General features: G+C 69.0%; 11 protein-coding genes and 1 tRNA gene. 2 read left to right on the forward strand and 10 right to left on the reverse strand.

From position 1 onward, the window contains the following. The first annotated feature begins 150 nt into the window (after positions 1 to 150). Entirely contained in the window at positions 151 to 2,205 is a 2,055-nt protein-coding gene (locus ACZ4WS_RS13980; RefSeq protein ID WP_467980177.1) for a serine/threonine-protein kinase, read from the forward strand. 1 nt (position 2,206) lies between these two features. Here ACZ4WS_RS13980 and ACZ4WS_RS13985 read toward each other — a convergent pair whose 3' ends face one another. Both ACZ4WS_RS13985 and ACZ4WS_RS13990 read right to left on the reverse strand, forming a co-directional pair. Then, the gene (locus ACZ4WS_RS13985) at positions 2,207 to 3,727 is read right to left on the reverse strand and encodes a hypothetical protein (RefSeq protein ID WP_467980179.1); all 1,521 of its coding nucleotides are present in this window, start codon (positions 3,725 to 3,727) and stop codon (positions 2,207 to 2,209) included. A gap of 229 nt (positions 3,728 to 3,956) precedes the next feature. Further along, positions 3,957 to 4,085 (reverse strand): DLW-39 family protein, encoded by a 129-nt coding sequence (locus ACZ4WS_RS13990; protein ID WP_003999697.1) that lies wholly within the window; start codon positions 4,083 to 4,085, stop codon positions 3,957 to 3,959. 326 nt (positions 4,086 to 4,411) lie between these two features. Here ACZ4WS_RS13990 and ACZ4WS_RS13995 point away from each other — a divergent pair, with 326 nt between their 5' ends. After that, the gene (locus ACZ4WS_RS13995) at positions 4,412 to 4,771 is read left to right on the forward strand and encodes a DUF6344 domain-containing protein (protein WP_467980181.1); all 360 of its coding nucleotides are present in this window, start codon (positions 4,412 to 4,414) and stop codon (positions 4,769 to 4,771) included. 351 nt (positions 4,772 to 5,122) lie between these two features. On the opposite strand, the gene ACZ4WS_RS14000 is transcribed toward ACZ4WS_RS13995, so the two are convergent. The 8 genes from ACZ4WS_RS14000 to dnaN form a co-directional block, all read right to left on the reverse strand. After that, positions 5,123 to 5,196, reverse strand: a tRNA-Ile gene (locus ACZ4WS_RS14000). Positions 5,197 to 5,307: 111 nt separating this feature from the next. After that, positions 5,308 to 5,997: a DUF3566 domain-containing protein gene (locus tag ACZ4WS_RS14005; RefSeq protein WP_467980182.1), complete on the reverse strand. Its 690-nt coding sequence runs from the start codon at positions 5,995 to 5,997 to the stop codon at positions 5,308 to 5,310. Between the two features lie 18 nt (positions 5,998 to 6,015). After that, positions 6,016 to 8,613, reverse strand: a complete 2,598-nt coding sequence (gene gyrA, locus ACZ4WS_RS14010) for a DNA gyrase subunit A (RefSeq protein ID WP_467980184.1) — start codon at positions 8,611 to 8,613, stop codon at positions 6,016 to 6,018. Positions 8,614 to 8,655: 42 nt separating this feature from the next. After that, a complete protein-coding gene (gene gyrB / locus ACZ4WS_RS14015) occupies positions 8,656 to 10,716 on the reverse strand; it encodes a DNA topoisomerase (ATP-hydrolyzing) subunit B (protein ID WP_467980186.1) in 2,061 nt (686 codons plus the stop codon). Positions 10,717 to 11,070: 354 nt separating this feature from the next. Next, a complete protein-coding gene (locus ACZ4WS_RS14020) occupies positions 11,071 to 11,658 on the reverse strand; it encodes a DciA family protein (RefSeq protein WP_467980187.1) in 588 nt (195 codons plus the stop codon). Continuing rightward, positions 11,655 to 12,779: a DNA replication/repair protein RecF gene (gene recF / locus ACZ4WS_RS14025; protein ID WP_467980189.1), complete on the reverse strand. Its 1,125-nt coding sequence runs from the start codon at positions 12,777 to 12,779 to the stop codon at positions 11,655 to 11,657. The genes ACZ4WS_RS14020 and recF overlap by 4 nt, the downstream gene beginning before the upstream one ends. A 126-nt stretch (positions 12,780 to 12,905) precedes the next feature. Next, positions 12,906 to 13,781 (reverse strand): phosphogluconate dehydrogenase (NAD(+)-dependent, decarboxylating), encoded by an 876-nt coding sequence (gene gnd / locus ACZ4WS_RS14030; protein WP_467980191.1) that lies wholly within the window; start codon positions 13,779 to 13,781, stop codon positions 12,906 to 12,908. Between the two features lie 161 nt (positions 13,782 to 13,942). Beyond that, on the reverse strand, positions 13,943 to 15,073 hold the full coding sequence (gene dnaN, locus ACZ4WS_RS14035; RefSeq protein ID WP_467980193.1) for a DNA polymerase III subunit beta: 1,131 nt from the start codon (positions 15,071 to 15,073) through the stop codon (positions 13,943 to 13,945). Between the last annotated feature and the right edge of the window lie 289 nt (positions 15,074 to 15,362).

The raw sequence follows: 15,362 nt of genomic DNA on the forward strand, positions 1-15,362 counted from the left end.
GCGCGAGAGTCCTCACCGCCGGCGAGACCCGCACGGTTTCCGGCGGAGCCGGGGCGCCGGGCTCCCTCGGGAGATCCGGCGACCAGGTACCTCGTGGAGCTAGTGGCCGCAAGAGACGACCGACTGCCGAAGGGGGAGCGACGCACGACCATGGGTGAGGTCTTCGCCGGACGCTACGAACTGGTCGACCCCATTGGGCGCGGGGGAGTCGGTGCGGTCTGGCGCGCCTGGGACCACCGGCGACGCCGGTATGTGGCCGCCAAGGTGCTCCAGCAGAGCGACGCCCATGCGCTGCTGCGCTTCGTACGCGAGCAGGCGATGCGGATCGACCACCCTCACGTGCTCGCTCCCGCCAGCTGGGCCGCCGACGACGACAAGGTCCTGTTCACCATGGACCTGGTCGCCGGGGGCTCGCTGGTCCACCTGGTCAATGACTACGGCCCACTGCCTCCACCCTTCGTCTGCACCCTGCTCGACCAGCTGCTGGCGGGGGTTGCCGCGGTACACGCGGAGGGGGTCGTGCACCGCGACATCAAGCCCGCCAACGTGCTGCTCGAGGCGACCGGCACTGCTCGGCCACGACTACGCCTGTCCGACTTCGGCATCGCCATGCGGCTGGGCGAGCCACGGCTGACCGAGACCAACTACGTGGTGGGGACGCCCGGTTACTTCGCCCCCGAGCAGATGCTGGGCGCCGATCCCGACTTCCCCGCCGACCTGTTCGCCGTGGGTCTGGTCGCCCTGTATCTGCTGGAGGGCGCCAAGCCCGACGCCAAGGCCCTGATCGAGTACTTCGCGGCGAACGGCACGCCCCCCGCGCCACGGGGCATACCCGAGCCGCTGTGGCAGGTCGTGGCAACTCTGCTGCAGCCTGACCCTCAGGCGCGGTTCCGCACCGCCACGGGGGCCCGTAAGGCGCTCGCCTCGGCCGCCGAGCTACTGCCCGAGCCCGGCCCCGACGACGAACTGGTCGAGGTCTTCGACCAACTCGGCCCGCTTCCAGAAGGGTTCGCCCCCCGGGGACCGCTCCGGGCCACGCCCGGGGTGAGCCCGGGTGCCGGCCTGTCCCACCCACGCGCGGACACGACAGCCTCCCGACTCGACCCCGACAGCACCCCGCCGTGGCCTGGCCCGAACTCCGGTCCTGGGCGGGAGTCCGTATCTGCTCTCGGCTCCGGCTCTGAGTCCGAATCTGTTGCTGGGCCCGGCTCCCGCTCTGGGACCGACTCTGCTGCTGGGCCCGGCTCCCAGCCTGCGGCCGCGCCTGTCCCTGGGCCCGGCTTCCGCCCTGGCCGTGGCTCTGTGGCTGAGCCCGACTCCAGACCCGGCCCCGACTTTGTCTCCAGGCCCGACTCCAGCTCCGGACCCGGCTCCGACTCCAGCTCCAGCTCCAGCTCCAGCTCCAGCTCCAGCTCCAGGCCATGGGATCACGGCTCGGGCACGCTGCCTCAGGAGCCCGTCTCCCGTCGCATGTGGCCAGAGTCCGTCACCGGTCACGTACAGCCGGAGTCCGTCCCCCCTGACGTACAGCCGGAGTTCGTCACGGGTGACGTACGGCCTGGTTCTGCCCCCAGCGACGTACGGGATCTGCCCGCTCGCGGCGCCGTACAGCCGACGCCCATTCCCGGCGACGGACCACCGCACGCCGACCCCGACGCCGTACCCCCGCAACCGTCCACGATGTCGGACACCGGCAGCTTCCATCTGCCGCCGCCCCAACCGGCCGTCCCCGACGCCACACCCCCGCAACCGCAGCCCCAGCCGCGACCTCACTCTCACCCCCAGCCCCAGCCCCAGCCCCAGCCCCAGCAGGCATGGCACGAGACTCAGCGCCAGCGCACCCCCCACCATCCGCAACACCAGCCCGAGCAGCCGCCCACTCCCCCCACCTCGGTCGCGCTCCCGGCGCCAACTCCCGCCTACGCTCGGCCTTTCGAACCCACCCCCACCCCTACTCCGACGCAAGTGCCCTCCCCCCATCGGCCCGCGGCTCCATCCGCCGCGACGCAGCAGCACGCGTACGCTCCTACTGGTTCATACACCGCTCGGTCCCCGCAGGTTCCGCTTCAGACGAGGGCAATTCCGGGGCACCGCGCCGGGCGCGCGCGACCGCGTCCCGGACCACCCGCGAAGGTGGCCGTCCCCGTCCTGCTCCTCGCGCTGGCCTGCTTCGCGGTGGGTTTCTGGGCGCTGACCCAGATCTGATCTACCAGCCCCGCGGCGCCCCACGCTCCCACGCTGCCGGTGCCGACACCGGCACCGGACTCGAAGCCGTATCCGCGTCCTCCGGCGCCACCCCCGCCCGCCGCCGCGCGACCACCGTCCACACCGCGAGGATCAGCACCAGCGCGCTCCCCGAGCCGATTCCGCCTACGGCGACCAGCTTCATGGTGCTGTCGGCACCGCCGCTCCGGCCGCCCCCGGTACCGACCACACCGCCCACCGCCCCGTCGGCCGCTTCGTCGGAGTCCCCGGCCGGAACGTCGAACGCGTCACGCGGCTCGGCCTGCCCGGCGTACGCCGGACCCGTCCGCGGCGTGCCGTCCACACGCACGCGCAGCGTCAGCCCGAACGGCCCGTCGCCGAACTTGTCGACGACCTGCGCGGCGAGGTGGATCACGAGGTAGTAGGAGCCTGCGAACCGCATCCCGCTCACACGGTCGTTGAGGGCGTAGCGGTTGCCGTACGCGACGGGAGGCAGGGGGTCGAGTGCGGCCGTGCGCTGGCTGCCGTCGTATCCGGCGCCGACGTCGTCGACGAAGCCGCGTACGGGGTTGTAGAGGGACATGGCCAGGGCGGTGCCCACGTAACCGTCCCCGCGCGCCGAACTGCCCAGTTCGGCGGTGGCATAGAACTGCTGTCCCCAGTCGGCCGGCACCTTGTAGAAGAGCGTCTGCCCGGGACTGACCTCGTCCTGCCAGACGCCCTGCCGCAGCGAAGTCGCCGTGGTGAAGCCCGCGCCGCCCTTGCGGGGCTCCGCGTCTCCCGGAAGGGCTTCGGGCGACGCGGAGTTCCAGGACTCGGGAGCGCTCGTCGAACCGACCTTGTTCAGGCCCGGCTCCGACACATAACTGAGTTCCAGGTCCCATTCGCCGGACGGGGTACCGGTCGTACCACTGCGTTCGATGACCACGTAGTACGTCCCCGCCGTCTGGCAGGCGTACTGGTTGCTGCCCCGTTCTCGCGACGCCCAGGCGGCGATGGGGTGGGGGCTCTCCGTGGCGCCGAAGTGGGCGGTCCCGGAGAAGGAGCAGTTGCGGCTGTTGCCGTCCTGCACGGACACCCTGACGCCGTCCGCGTAGGAGACCGTCGTACCAGGCCTGGGGACGGCAGTGGCGGAGACGTACGCGTTGGACGTGGCGTCGAGTTCCAGGCGGTAGTGGAGCTTGTCGCCCCTCGCTATGGAGCTCTTGTAGGCCTTGCCGGGCTCAAGTCGTTCGGAGTCGGTGGTGTCCTCGGTGCCTTCGACCGTCGTGGCGTCCTCGGCGAAGGCGTACGGCTTCGGCGTACCGGCCGCGATGGCCTGCGTACCGGCGGCCACCGATTGCGTACCGGCCACCACCTGCGTACCGGCCGCGGCGGCCTGGCCCGCAGGCGGGACCGTCGCGCACAGCACCGCCACCGCTGCCGCCGCTCTAACAGCCGCCGACGCCCGGCCACGCCACGACATCGCGCGCCACCCCACGGTGCGCCGCCCCATCACGCGCCACCCTTCGTCGTCACCCATCCCCATGGCTCCGGACCGTGGCCCATCCTGCCCCGCCCGCCACCGCGCTACCCGTGCTATCCGTACGAGCGGCCGAAAGGGCCCGAATACGAGCCGCGCCCCACGCCCGACACAGGGCTTCGCCCGCGCAATCGCTTCCTTTGCCCAGGTGAATCGGACGCGTCCCCGGACAACACAAAACCCCGACCGCGAGGGCGGCCGGGGTCTGCTCTGAGACTGTTGTCGATACTCACGAACCCGTGGGCACGGAGTCAGTCGCCTCCGTCCACAGATCCTGCTCGGCGCGATCCGCCTGGATCTGGCGGTACACGAGGAGCCCGCCGATGGCGGCCAGTGCGACCAGGAGAAGCTTCTTCACCGCGCGACCTCGTCTTTCCTTGACGTAGGGGACCTCTGGCGCCCGACTATACACACCGACCGATATCGATCGGTGACCTGGATCGGCCCTCAACTTCCGCCCGGCACACAGCAGTAGAACCGGACCTGACCGCTCCGATCTCAGGGTGATCACACATCACAGACGGTGACTTTCACCATCATCTAGCACTTTTCAGGTCTCTTGCACCCATCCGGGTGGTGTTCATCTGAACATCGACGCGCCACGGGCGTCGGTCCACCACTTCGCGGCCCGCATACACATCATGAGGAAAGTACGCAAATCGCCTGACCCGAAAGTGAGGGGCCATGACCCAGAACAAGGTCATGAAGCTGTGGACCGCCATCGTCACCGCCTTCCTCGCGCTGTGCACAGCGCTCGGACTCATCACGACCACCGCGGCCGCCGCGGTACCGCAGTCCGAGACAGCGCGCAACAGCACCGCCTCCGCGATGGTGCCGACGATGTCCTACTGGAACTGGTCCTACAGCCGGGGCCTGCCCCCCACGATGAAGCAACGCATCCGCGCCGAGGCCCACGGTTCCTCGCCCAGCTGCCGCCACCGCCCGCCCGCCGACGACGACGTCACGGCGGACCTCGCCGCCCTCAGCTCCCTCCAGACCCCGGCCGAGGCCGACACGGAGCCCGTCGCACCACTCCAGCGCTGACCGCACGGCACCACCCCCGGCACCCCTGACGTAGCGGCGAACTTGCGTACAAAGCCACACAGGGCACAGGCCCGGCAGCTCACCCGAGCTGCCGGGCCTTCGACATGCCCCGCCCCCCAGCAGCCGGACGCCCGTCCAGGCACCCTCACCCACCACGGGCCCACGCCACACTGGGCTGATACCGGCCCGCTCCTGAGCCCACTCCTGAGCCCATCCCTGCGCTCGCTCCTACGCTGACTCCTGAGCCCACGGCTGCGCCCACTCCTGAGCCCACTCCTGGCTGATGTCAGCGCCGTCAGCCACAGACGCCGAAGACCCCCAGCCACATTTGGCTGGGGGTCTTCGATGCTGTGGGGCTAACAGGATTTGAACCTGTGGCCTCATCCTTATCAGGGATGCGCTCTAACCAACTGAGCTATAGCCCCGCCGCGCTCTGCGGTGTGTGTCCCGCGCGCTGACCTCTGAAGATTAGCGCACGACGTGGCCAGTCCCAAAATCGATAGTCGGCGGACGTTTGAGAGGGGGCCTACCGGCGCCTACTCGTCCTCGGCGAGCGTCAGCTCGATGCCGCCGACGAAGCCGGCGGAGAGGTTGTAGATGAACGCGCCGAGCGTGGCGAGCGCGGTGGCGAGGACGACGTCGATGACCGCGATGATCGACGTGAACATCAGGACGTGCGGGAGCGAGAGGTAGGACTGGAGGTCGAATCCGTTGGATTCGTTCGAGCCCGTCGCCTCCGAGATCGTGCCGCCGACGGTCGAGAAGACGCCCATCGCGTCCATGACCATCCACAGCACCGCGGCCGCCACGATCGTGCAGATGCCCAGCGCGATGGAGAGCAGGAAGCTGACCTTCATCACCGACCACGGGTCGGCCTTGGCCACCCGCAGCCGCGCCTTGCGCGTGCGCGGCGTCGTACGCGCCCCGGTGCGCGGCCGGCGGACCGCGCCCGACGGCTGCTGCTGGGCCGGGTAGGCCTGCGGCGGGTGATACGGCTGCGCGGACTGCGGCTGCCGTTCCCCCGGCAGCGGCGAGCCCGGCGCCGGTGGTGCCGCGGCCGGGGCCGCCGGCCCGCCCGCGTACTGCTGGGCCTGCGGGCCTCGGGTGTCCGTCACAGTTCCCCCCTGGGATCCATGAGAGTCATGGGAGTCAGTCGCATCCGTGGCGGGGCCACGGCCGCCGTCCGTTTCCGTACCGGTCGATCCGGCGCCCGTGGCTCCGCTCACGATGACTCACTCCTCGCGCTACTCGGCCGAGGACGGCTCGCCCTCTTCCGTACCGACGGCCTCGACGCCCTCGGCGGCCTCGTCCACGGCGTCCTCGCCGTCGACTTCCTCCGCCTCGCGACCGGCCTCGGCGTTACGAGCGATACCGACCACGGCATCGCGCTTGCCCAGGTTGATCAGTTGGACGCCCATGGTGTCACGGCCCGTCTCCCTGACCTCGTTGACTCGCGTACGAATCACCCCGCCCGACAGTGTGATGGCGAGGATCTCGTCGGTCTCCTCGACCACCAGCGCACCGACGAGCGAGCCGCGGTCCTCGACGATCTTGGCGGCCTTGATACCGAGGCCACCGCGACCCTGGACGCGGTACTCGTCGACGTTGGTCCGCTTCGCGTACCCACCGTCTGTGGCAGTGAACACGAACGTACCGGGTCGAACAACATTCATCGAGAGAAGCTCGTCTCCCTCGCGGAAACTCATTCCCTTGACACCCGAGGTGGCACGGCCCATCGGGCGCAGCGCGTCGTCCGTCGCGGTGAACCTGATCGACTGCGCCTTCTTGCTGATCAGCAGCAGATCGTCCTCGGCCGAAACGAGTTCGGCTCCGATCAGTTCGTCGTCGGAACCGTCCTCCGTCTCACGGAGGTTGATGGCGATGACGCCGCCCGAGCGCGGGGAATCGTAATCCTTGAGGGGGGTCTTCTTTACGAGGCCGCCCTTTGTGGCCAGCACCAGATAAGGCGCCGCCTCGTAGTCGCGGATCGCGAGGATCTCGGCGATCGCCTCGTCCGGCTGGAAGGCCAGCAGGTTGGCGACGTGCTGACCGCGCGCGTCGCGTCCGGCGTCCGGGAGCTCGTACGCCTTCGCGCGGTAGACGCGGCCCTTGTTGGTGAAGAACAGGAGCCAGTGGTGCGTCGTCGACACGAAGAAGTGGTCGACGATGTCGTCCTGCTTCAGCTTCGTGCCGCGTACGCCCTTGCCGCCGCGCTTCTGCGAGCGGTAGTCCTCGGTCTTGGTCCGCTTGATGTAGCCGCCGCGCGTGATGGTGACGACGATGTCCTCTTCGGCGATCAGGTCCTCCATGGACATGTCGCCGTCGAAGGGCACCAGCTTGGAGCGGCGGTCGTCGCCGAACTTCTCGACGATCGCGGCGAGCTCTTCGCTGATGATGCCGCGCTGGCGCACGGGCGAGGCCAGGATCTCGTTGTACTCCGTGATCTTCGCCTGGAGCTCGTCGTGCTCCTGGATGATCTTCTGGCGCTCCAGGGCGGCCAGTCGGCGCAGCTGCATCTCGAGGATGGCGTTGGCCTGGATCTCGTCGATCTCCAGGAGGCCCATCAGGCCCTCGCGCGCGATCTCGACGGTGTCGCTGCGCCGGATCAGCGCGATGACCTCGTCGATGGCGTCCAGGGCCTTCAGGAGGCCGCGCAGGATGTGCGCGCGCTCCTCGGCCTTGCGCAGCCGGAACTTCGTACGGCGGACGATGACCTCGATCTGGTGCGTCACCCAGTGGCGGATGAACGCGTCCAGGGAGAGCGTGCGCGGCACGCCGTCGACGAGCGCCAGCATGTTGGCGCCGAAGTTCGACTGCAGGTCAGTGTGCTTGTAGAGGTTGTTCAGGACGACCTTGGCGACCGCGTCGCGCTTCAGGACGATGACCAGGCGCTGGCCCGTCCGCGAGGACGTCTCGTCACGGACGTCGGCGATGCCGCCGACCTTGCCGTCCTTCACCAGGTCGGCGATCTTCTGCGCGAGGTTGTCGGGGTTGGTCTGGTAGGGGAGTTCGGTGACCACCAGGCACTGGCGGTTCTGGATCTCCTCGACCTCGACGACCGCGCGCATCGTGATGGAGCCACGGCCCGTGCGGTACGCCTCCTCGATGCCCTTTCGGCCCACTACGAGAGCACCGGTCGGGAAATCGGGGCCCTTAATGCGCTCGATCAGAGCGTCCAGGAGCTCCTCGTGGGAGGCCTCGGGGTTCTCCAGGTACCACTGGGCACCCGCCGCGACCTCGCGGAGGTTGTGCGGCGGGATGTTGGTCGCCATGCCGACCGCGATACCGGCCGAGCCGTTGATCAGCAGGTTCGGGAACCGGGCCGGCAGAACCGTCGGCTCCTGATTGCGGCCGTCGTAGTTGTCCGTGAAGTCGACGGTCTCCTCGTCGATGTCACGGACCATCTCCATGGACAGCGGCGCCATCTTGCACTCGGTGTAGCGCATGGCGGCGGCGGGGTCGTTGCCCGGAGAGCCGAAGTTGCCGTTGGAGTCCACCAGCGGCATCCGCATCGACCACGGCTGCGCGAGGCGGACCAGCGCGTCGTAGATCGAGGAGTCGCCGTGCGGGTGGTAGGTGCCCATGACGTCGCCGACGACACGGGCGCACTTGTAGAAGCCCTTCTCGGGCCGGTAGCCGCCGTCGTACATGGCGTACAGGACGCGGCGGTGGACGGGCTTGAGGCCGTCCCGGACGTCGGGCAGCGCACGCGACACGATGACGGACATCGCGTAGTCGAGATACGAGCGCTGCATCTCTGTCTCGAGCCCGACGGGCTCGACACGCAGGACGATCTCGCCGCCCTCTTCTTCAGGCGTGCTGGGAGTGTTCTCGTCGGCCATTGCTGGTGAAGATCCTTTCTGCTGCGGTCAGCTGAGACCGACTCAGATGTCGAGGAAGCGGACGTCCTTGGCGTTGCGCTGGATGAACGCGCGGCGCGCCTCGACGTCCTCGCCCATGAGGACCGAGAACAGGTCGTCGGCCTGGGCCGCGTCGTCGAGCGTGACCTGACCGAGGACGCGGTGTTCCTGGTCCATGGTCGTGATGCGCAGTTCCTCGGCGTTCATCTCGCCGAGGCCCTTGAACCGCTGGATCGAGTCTTCCCTGACGCGCTTGCCCGCCTGGCGGCCGAGCTCGGTCAAGGCGTCGCGCTCGCGGTCCGAGTACGCGTACTCGAAGTCGTCCCGGCCCCACTTGATCTTGTAGAGCGGCGGGCGCGAGAGGAAGACGTGCCCGGCCTCGACCAGCGGCCGCATGAAGCGGAACAGGAAGGTCAGCAGCAGGGTGTTGATGTGCTGGCCGTCGACGTCGGCGTCCGCCATCAGGATGATCTTGTGATAGCGGAGCTTCTCGATGTCGAAGTCCTCGTGGACTCCGGTGCCGAAGGCGGAGATCAGCGCCTGGATCTCCTGGTTCTGCAGGATCTTGTCGATCCGCGCCTTCTCGACGTTGAGGATCTTGCCTCGGATCGGGAGGATCGCCTGGTACTGCGGGTTACGGCCGGACTTGGCCGAGCCGCCGGCGGAGTCACCCTCGACGATGAAGATCTCGCACTTGGTGGGGTCGTTCGACTGACAGTCGGAGAGCTTGCCCGGCAGGGACGCCGACTCGAGGAGGCCCTTGCGGCGGGTGAGGTCACGCGCCTTGCGGGCCGCCACGCGCGCGGTGGCCGCCTGGATGGACTTGCGGATGATGTCCGCGGCCTCGTTCGGGTTGCGGTCCAGCCAGTCATTGAGGTGCTCGTAGACCGCCTTTTGGACGAAGGTCTTCGCCTCCGTGTTGCCCAGCTTGGTCTTGGTCTGGCCCTCGAACTGGGGCTCGCTCAGCTTGACCGAGATGATCGCGGTCAGACCCTCGCGGATGTCGTCACCCGTGAGGTTGTCGTCCTTCTCGCGCAGCAGCTTCTTGTCGCGCGCGTACTTGTTGATCAGCGAGGTCAGCGCCGCACGGAAGCCCTCCTCGTGCGTACCGCCCTCGTGGGTGTGGATGATGTTGGCGAAGGAGTACACGCCCTCGCTGTAGCCGCTGTTCCACTGCATCGCGACCTCGAGGGACAGGCTCTTGTCCTTGTCCTCGGCCTCGAGGTCGATGACGGTGGGGTGCACCGCTTCTCCCTTGCGGGAGTTGAGGTACTTCACGAAGTCGACGATGCCGCCCTCGTAGTGGTACGCGACGGTCTTGACCTCGTCCTTCTCGTCAGCACCCGCCTCGTCCGCCCCGGCAGTGGCCTTCGCCGACTCGCGCTCATCAGCGAGTTTGATCGTCAAACCCTTGTTGAGGAACGCCATCTCCTGGAAGCGCCGCGAGAGCGTCTCGAAGGAGTACTCGGTCGTCTCGAAGATCTCGCTGTCGGCCCAGAAGGTGACCGAGGTGCCCGTCTCGTCGGTGGCCTCGTGCTGGGCCAGCGGGGCCGTCGGGACGCCCATCTTGTAGTCCTGCGTCCAACGGGAGCCGTCGGTCTTGACCTCGACCGAGACCTTGCTCGACAGGGCGTTCACGACGGAGACGCCGACGCCGTGCAGACCACCGGAGACCGCGTAGCCGCCGCCGCCGAACTTGCCGCCCGCGTGCAGCACCGTCAGCACGACCTCGAGGGCCGGCTTGTTCTCGGAGGGGACGATGCCCACCGGGATGCCACGGCCGTTGTCGACGACGCGCACGCCGCCGTCGGCGAGGATCGTGATGTCGATCGTGTCCGCGTGGCCGGCCAGCGCCTCGTCGACGGAGTTGTCGACGACCTCGTACACGAGGTGGTGAAGTCCGCGCTCACCGGTCGAGCCGATGTACATACCGGGTCGCTTGCGGACCGCGTCCAGACCCTCGAGGACGGTGATGGCGCTGGCGTCGTACGAGGCGGTGACCTCGCCGTTCGAGGTGTTGGCCTCGCCGATCGCGCCTGCGTCGGTGGACGGGATGTTCTCGTTGGGGTTGCCGGAATCGGCCACGAAGCGCCCTTTCTGGCACAGCACAAGCCAAGCTCCCGGCGGGTGGCCGGGGCGGCTGCGGCGTGTTGCGTTGGTAAGCCTTAGTCAGCGTTGCTCGGTGTGTCCCACAAGTGGGGCGGGATTAGCTTCCAGTCTACCGGTAGCGCCGACAGTGATGGGGGTTTGCCGGTACCTGAGTCCGCATGTGCCGCCCTGAACCGGTCTCGGCCGACTCCCCATATGCGGACCCGGGCTCAAAGAGGCTTACAGCGGCACTCAGCGCTTCCGGGTGTCAACCCTTGGCTACTGCGGAGTCAGGTCGGTGTTCGCAACCGCGTCCGTTCGCACGTGGCCGACGGTTCCGGCCGATCCGGATCAGCCGTAGGTGTCGCCGGGACCGGTGCTCCCAGGGGCGCGCAAGGGGCCGAAACGCCGGGCGGGACCCCCGGGGCCCTGCACCTTGATCAGCCGCACCGTGCCGTGTCCGAGGTCCTGGTTCAGCCGTGCGACCAACTGCGGGGCGAGCAGGCGCAGCTGCGTCGCCCAGGCGGTCGAGTCGCACTGCACGGTCAGCACCCGCTCGGCCGGATCGTCGTCATACCGCAGCGGAACGCAGTGCTTGGCCAGGTCGTCGCCGACGATCTCCGGCCAGCGGCCCATCACGCCGCCCACCGCGGCCGGGGTCTCCCAGCCCCGCTCGGTGAGCAGCCGGTTGATGGCGGAGCCGAGCGCCATGGGGTCGCGTCCGTCGGCACGCGCGCCGGAGCGCAGGCCGCCGCCGCGCCGCGCCTGCTTCTTCTGCTGCGCCGCGTCGCCACGCGCGCGTGCCTGCTCCTTTGCGGCGCGCAGGGCCACGCGCGCGAGGTCGACGCCGGAGGGTTCGGAGGGCTTCTTCTCGGGGGCCTCGCCGGACGCGCCTTCGCCGGCGTTTCGCGGCGCGCTCTCCGGTGTGTTTTCCGTCATACGCGCTCCACGGTGCCCTCGGACACGGTGTACCGCGTCCCTGCCAGTACATCCGGTACATCGTCGTCCACCGCGGCGGTCACCAGCACCTGCTCGCCGGGAGCGACGAGTTCCGCGAGGCGCTCTCTTCTGCGAGTGTCCAGCTCGGCGAAGACGTCGTCGAGGACCAGGACCGGCTCATTGCCCTCGGCCCGAAGCAGGTCGTACGAGGCCAGGCGCAGCGCCAGCGCGTACGACCAGGACTCGCCGTGCGACGCGTACCCCTTCACGGGCAGCTGACCGAGTTTGAGAAGCAAATCGTCTCGATGGGGTCCTACAAGGGTCACGCCCCGCTCGATCTCCTGCTTGCGGACCTCCGCGAGGGCGGCCATCAGCTGCTCGTACAACTCCTCGCGCGCGTGGCCGACGATTTCGGGCGAGGACGGCCGGTACTCCAGGGCTATCGGTCCGCCGCCGGGCGCCAGCTGCTCGTACGCCTTGTCGGCCAGCGGCTGGATCGCGGCGACCAGGTCGAGCCGCTGGGCGAGCAGCTCGGCGCCCACGCGCGCGAGGTGCTGGTCCCACACGTCGAGGGTGGACAGGTCCATGGTGCGGCCGCCGTGGCGCCGGGCCAGCGCGGCCGACTTCAGGAGGGTGTTGCGCTGTTTGAGGACCCGGTCGTAGTCGGAGCGGACGCCCGCCATGCGCGGGGAGCGGGCGGTGATCAGCTCGTCGAGGAAGCGGCGGCGCTCTCCGGGGTCCCCCTTGACCAGGGCGAGGTCCTCGGGGGCGAACAGCACGGTCCGTACGATGCCGAGCACGTCACGGGGCCTGACCTGCGAGGACCTGTTGATGCGGGCGCGGTTGGCCTTGCCGGGGTTCAGCTCCAGCTCGATGAGCTGCTGGCGCTCGCCCTGGCGGACATTGGCCCGGATGATCGCGCGGTCGGCGCCCATGCGCACGAGCGGCGCGTCGGAGGAGACGCGGTGGCTGCCGAGGGTCGCGAGATAGCCGACCGCCTCGACCAGGTTCGTCTTGCCCTGTCCGTTGGGGCCCACGAACGCGGTGACGCCCGGGTCGAGCGGGACCTCGACCCGGGCGTACGAGCGGAAGTCGGCCAGCGACAGATGCGTGACGTGCATGGTCGTTCGCCGACCTCCCCCAACGTGGTGCTTCGGGCTTCCCCGACTTTCGGGGCTACCCGCCTTCGGTTTTCCCCGGCTGTGGACAACCGGGTCACCCCTGGGGGCGGATCCCCAGGGTGTGGATTACTTCTTCTCGACCGCGTGGCCGCCGAACTGGTTGCGCAGCGCCGCGATCATCTTCATCTGCGGTGAGTCGTCCTGGCGGGAGGCGAACCGCGCGAACAGCGACGCGGTGATCGCGGGCAGCGGCACGGCGTGGTTGATGGCCGCCTCGACGGTCCAGCGGCCCTCGCCGGAGTCCTCCGCGTAGCCGCGCAGCTTGTCCAGGTGTTCGTCGTCGTCCAGGGCGTTGACGGCGAGGTCCAGGAGCCAGGAGCGGATGACCGTGCCCTCCTGCCAGGAGCGGAAGACCTCACGGACGTCGGTGACGGAGTCGACCTTCTCCAGGAGCTCCCAGCCCTCGGCGTAGGCCTGCATCATGGCGTACTCGATGCCGTTGTGGACCATCTTCGAGAAGTGGCCCGCGCCGACCTTGCCGGCGTGCACCGCCCCGAAGTCACCCTCGGGCTTGAGGGCGTCGAAGACCGGCTGGACCTTCGCGATGTTCTGGGCGTCGCCGCCGTACATCAGCGCGTAGCCGTTCTCCAGGCCCCAGACGCCGCCGGAGACGCCGCAGTCGACGAAGCCGATGCCCTTGATGCCCAGCTCGACGGCGTGCTTCTCGTCGTCCGTCCAGCGGGAGTTGCCGCCGTCCACGACGACATCGCCCGGCTCCAGCAGGGCGGCCAGCTCGTCGATGGTGGACTGGGTCGCGGCACCGGCCGGGACCATCACCCACACCACGCGCGGGCCCTTGAGCTTGCTCACAAGCTCTTCCAGGCTGTGGACATCGGCGAGGTCCGGGTTGCGGTCGTATCCGAGGACGGTGTGGCCTGCGCGGCGAATCCGCTCGCGCATGTTGCCGCCCATCTTGCCGAGGCCGACGAGACCGAGCTCCATCAGTTGTTCCTTAGGTTTGCGACGTGGCGTGAGGGCACTTTCGTGCCCGTCTCTGAGCCTAAACCCGGACGCTCACGCACACCTGTGGGCATAGCCGCTCAGGCGTACACCCCACCTGCGGATTCGCCCGCCGGGCCGTGCGGACCGGCGGGCGCAGGGGCTCAGCCGGACAGGCGCACCGGCATGATCAGGTACTTGTAGGCCTCGTCCGCCTCGGCGTCCACGGCGGGCTTGCCGCTCAGCAGCGCGGGCTTGGTGGACGTCGTGAAGGAGAGCTGCGCCACCGGCGAGTCGATGGCACTCAGGCCGTCGAGCAGGAAGGTCGGGTTGAAGGCGATCGAGATGTCGTCGCCCTCCAGCTGGGCGTCGACCCTTTCCACAGCCTGTGCGTCGTCGCTGGAGCCGGCCTCCAGGATCAGCACGCCCTGCTCGAAGCTGAGCCGCACGGGGGTGTTGCGCTCGGCGACCAGGGCCACACGCTTGACGGCCTCCACGAAGGGGGCGGTCTCGATTACGGCGATGGAGTTGAACTCCGTCGGGAACAGGGTGCGGTACTTCGGGAGGTCGCCTTCGAGCAGACGGGTGGTCGTACGCCGTCCCGCGCCCTCGAAGCCGATCAGGCCCTCGCCCGCACCGGAGCCGGACAGCGCCAGGATCACGCTGTCGCCGCTCGTGAGGGCCTTGGCGGTGTCCAGGAGCGTCTTGGCGGGCACCAGGGCGACCGCGGACGCCTCCGGGTTCTCCGGCTTCCACAGGAACTCGCGGACCGCGAAGCGGTAGCGGTCGGTGGAGGCGAGGGTGACGGTGTCGCCCTCGATCTCGATGCGGACACCGGTGAGGACGGGGAGCGTGTCGTCCCGGCCTGCCGCGATGGCCACCTGGGCGGCCGCCGAGGCGAAGACCTCACCGGGGACGGTGCCGGTCGCCGACGGCATCTGGGGCAGCGCCGGGTACTCCTCCACAGGCAGGGTGTGGAGTGTGAATCGCGAGGAGCCGCAGACCACGGTCGCCCGTACACCGTCTGTGGAAATCTCCACCGGCCGGTTGGGGAGGGCGCGGCAGATGTCGGCGAGCAGACGACCGGACACGAGGACCGTGCCCTCTTCGTCGACCTCCGCGTCCACGGAGACGCGCGCCGAGACCTCGTAGTCGAAGCTGGAGAGGCTGAGGGCGCCGTCCTCGGCCTTCAGAAGGAGGCCGGCGAGCACAGGCGCCGGCGGACGGGCCGGGAGGCTGCGTGCCGCCCAGGCCACTGCCTCCGCGAGTACGTCGCGTTCCACCCGGATCTTCACCGTTGCCGCCTCCGTCTGTTGCCGGCGCTCTCGCCCTGCTGGCCTTCGTCGTCTGACTCGGTGTCTCTCGGCCCTGTGAGGGGAAGGACACCGGGGACCAGTCTGACGCACCGCGCTGACAGTCGGTGCCCCTCGGGGTCAAGTCGTGCCGAGCGGCACCTGCGCCTCCGAGCTCGAGTTGTGCACAGCCCCGTCTTCGAAACGGTTCTCAGGCTCTCTCTAGTTGGTCTTAGTAGTAGGCCCTGTGGAAACCGTGGATAACCGCGTTTTCGCAGCTCAGCGGCGATTT

Source organism: Streptomyces sp. NPDC029292, assembly GCF_055569295.1.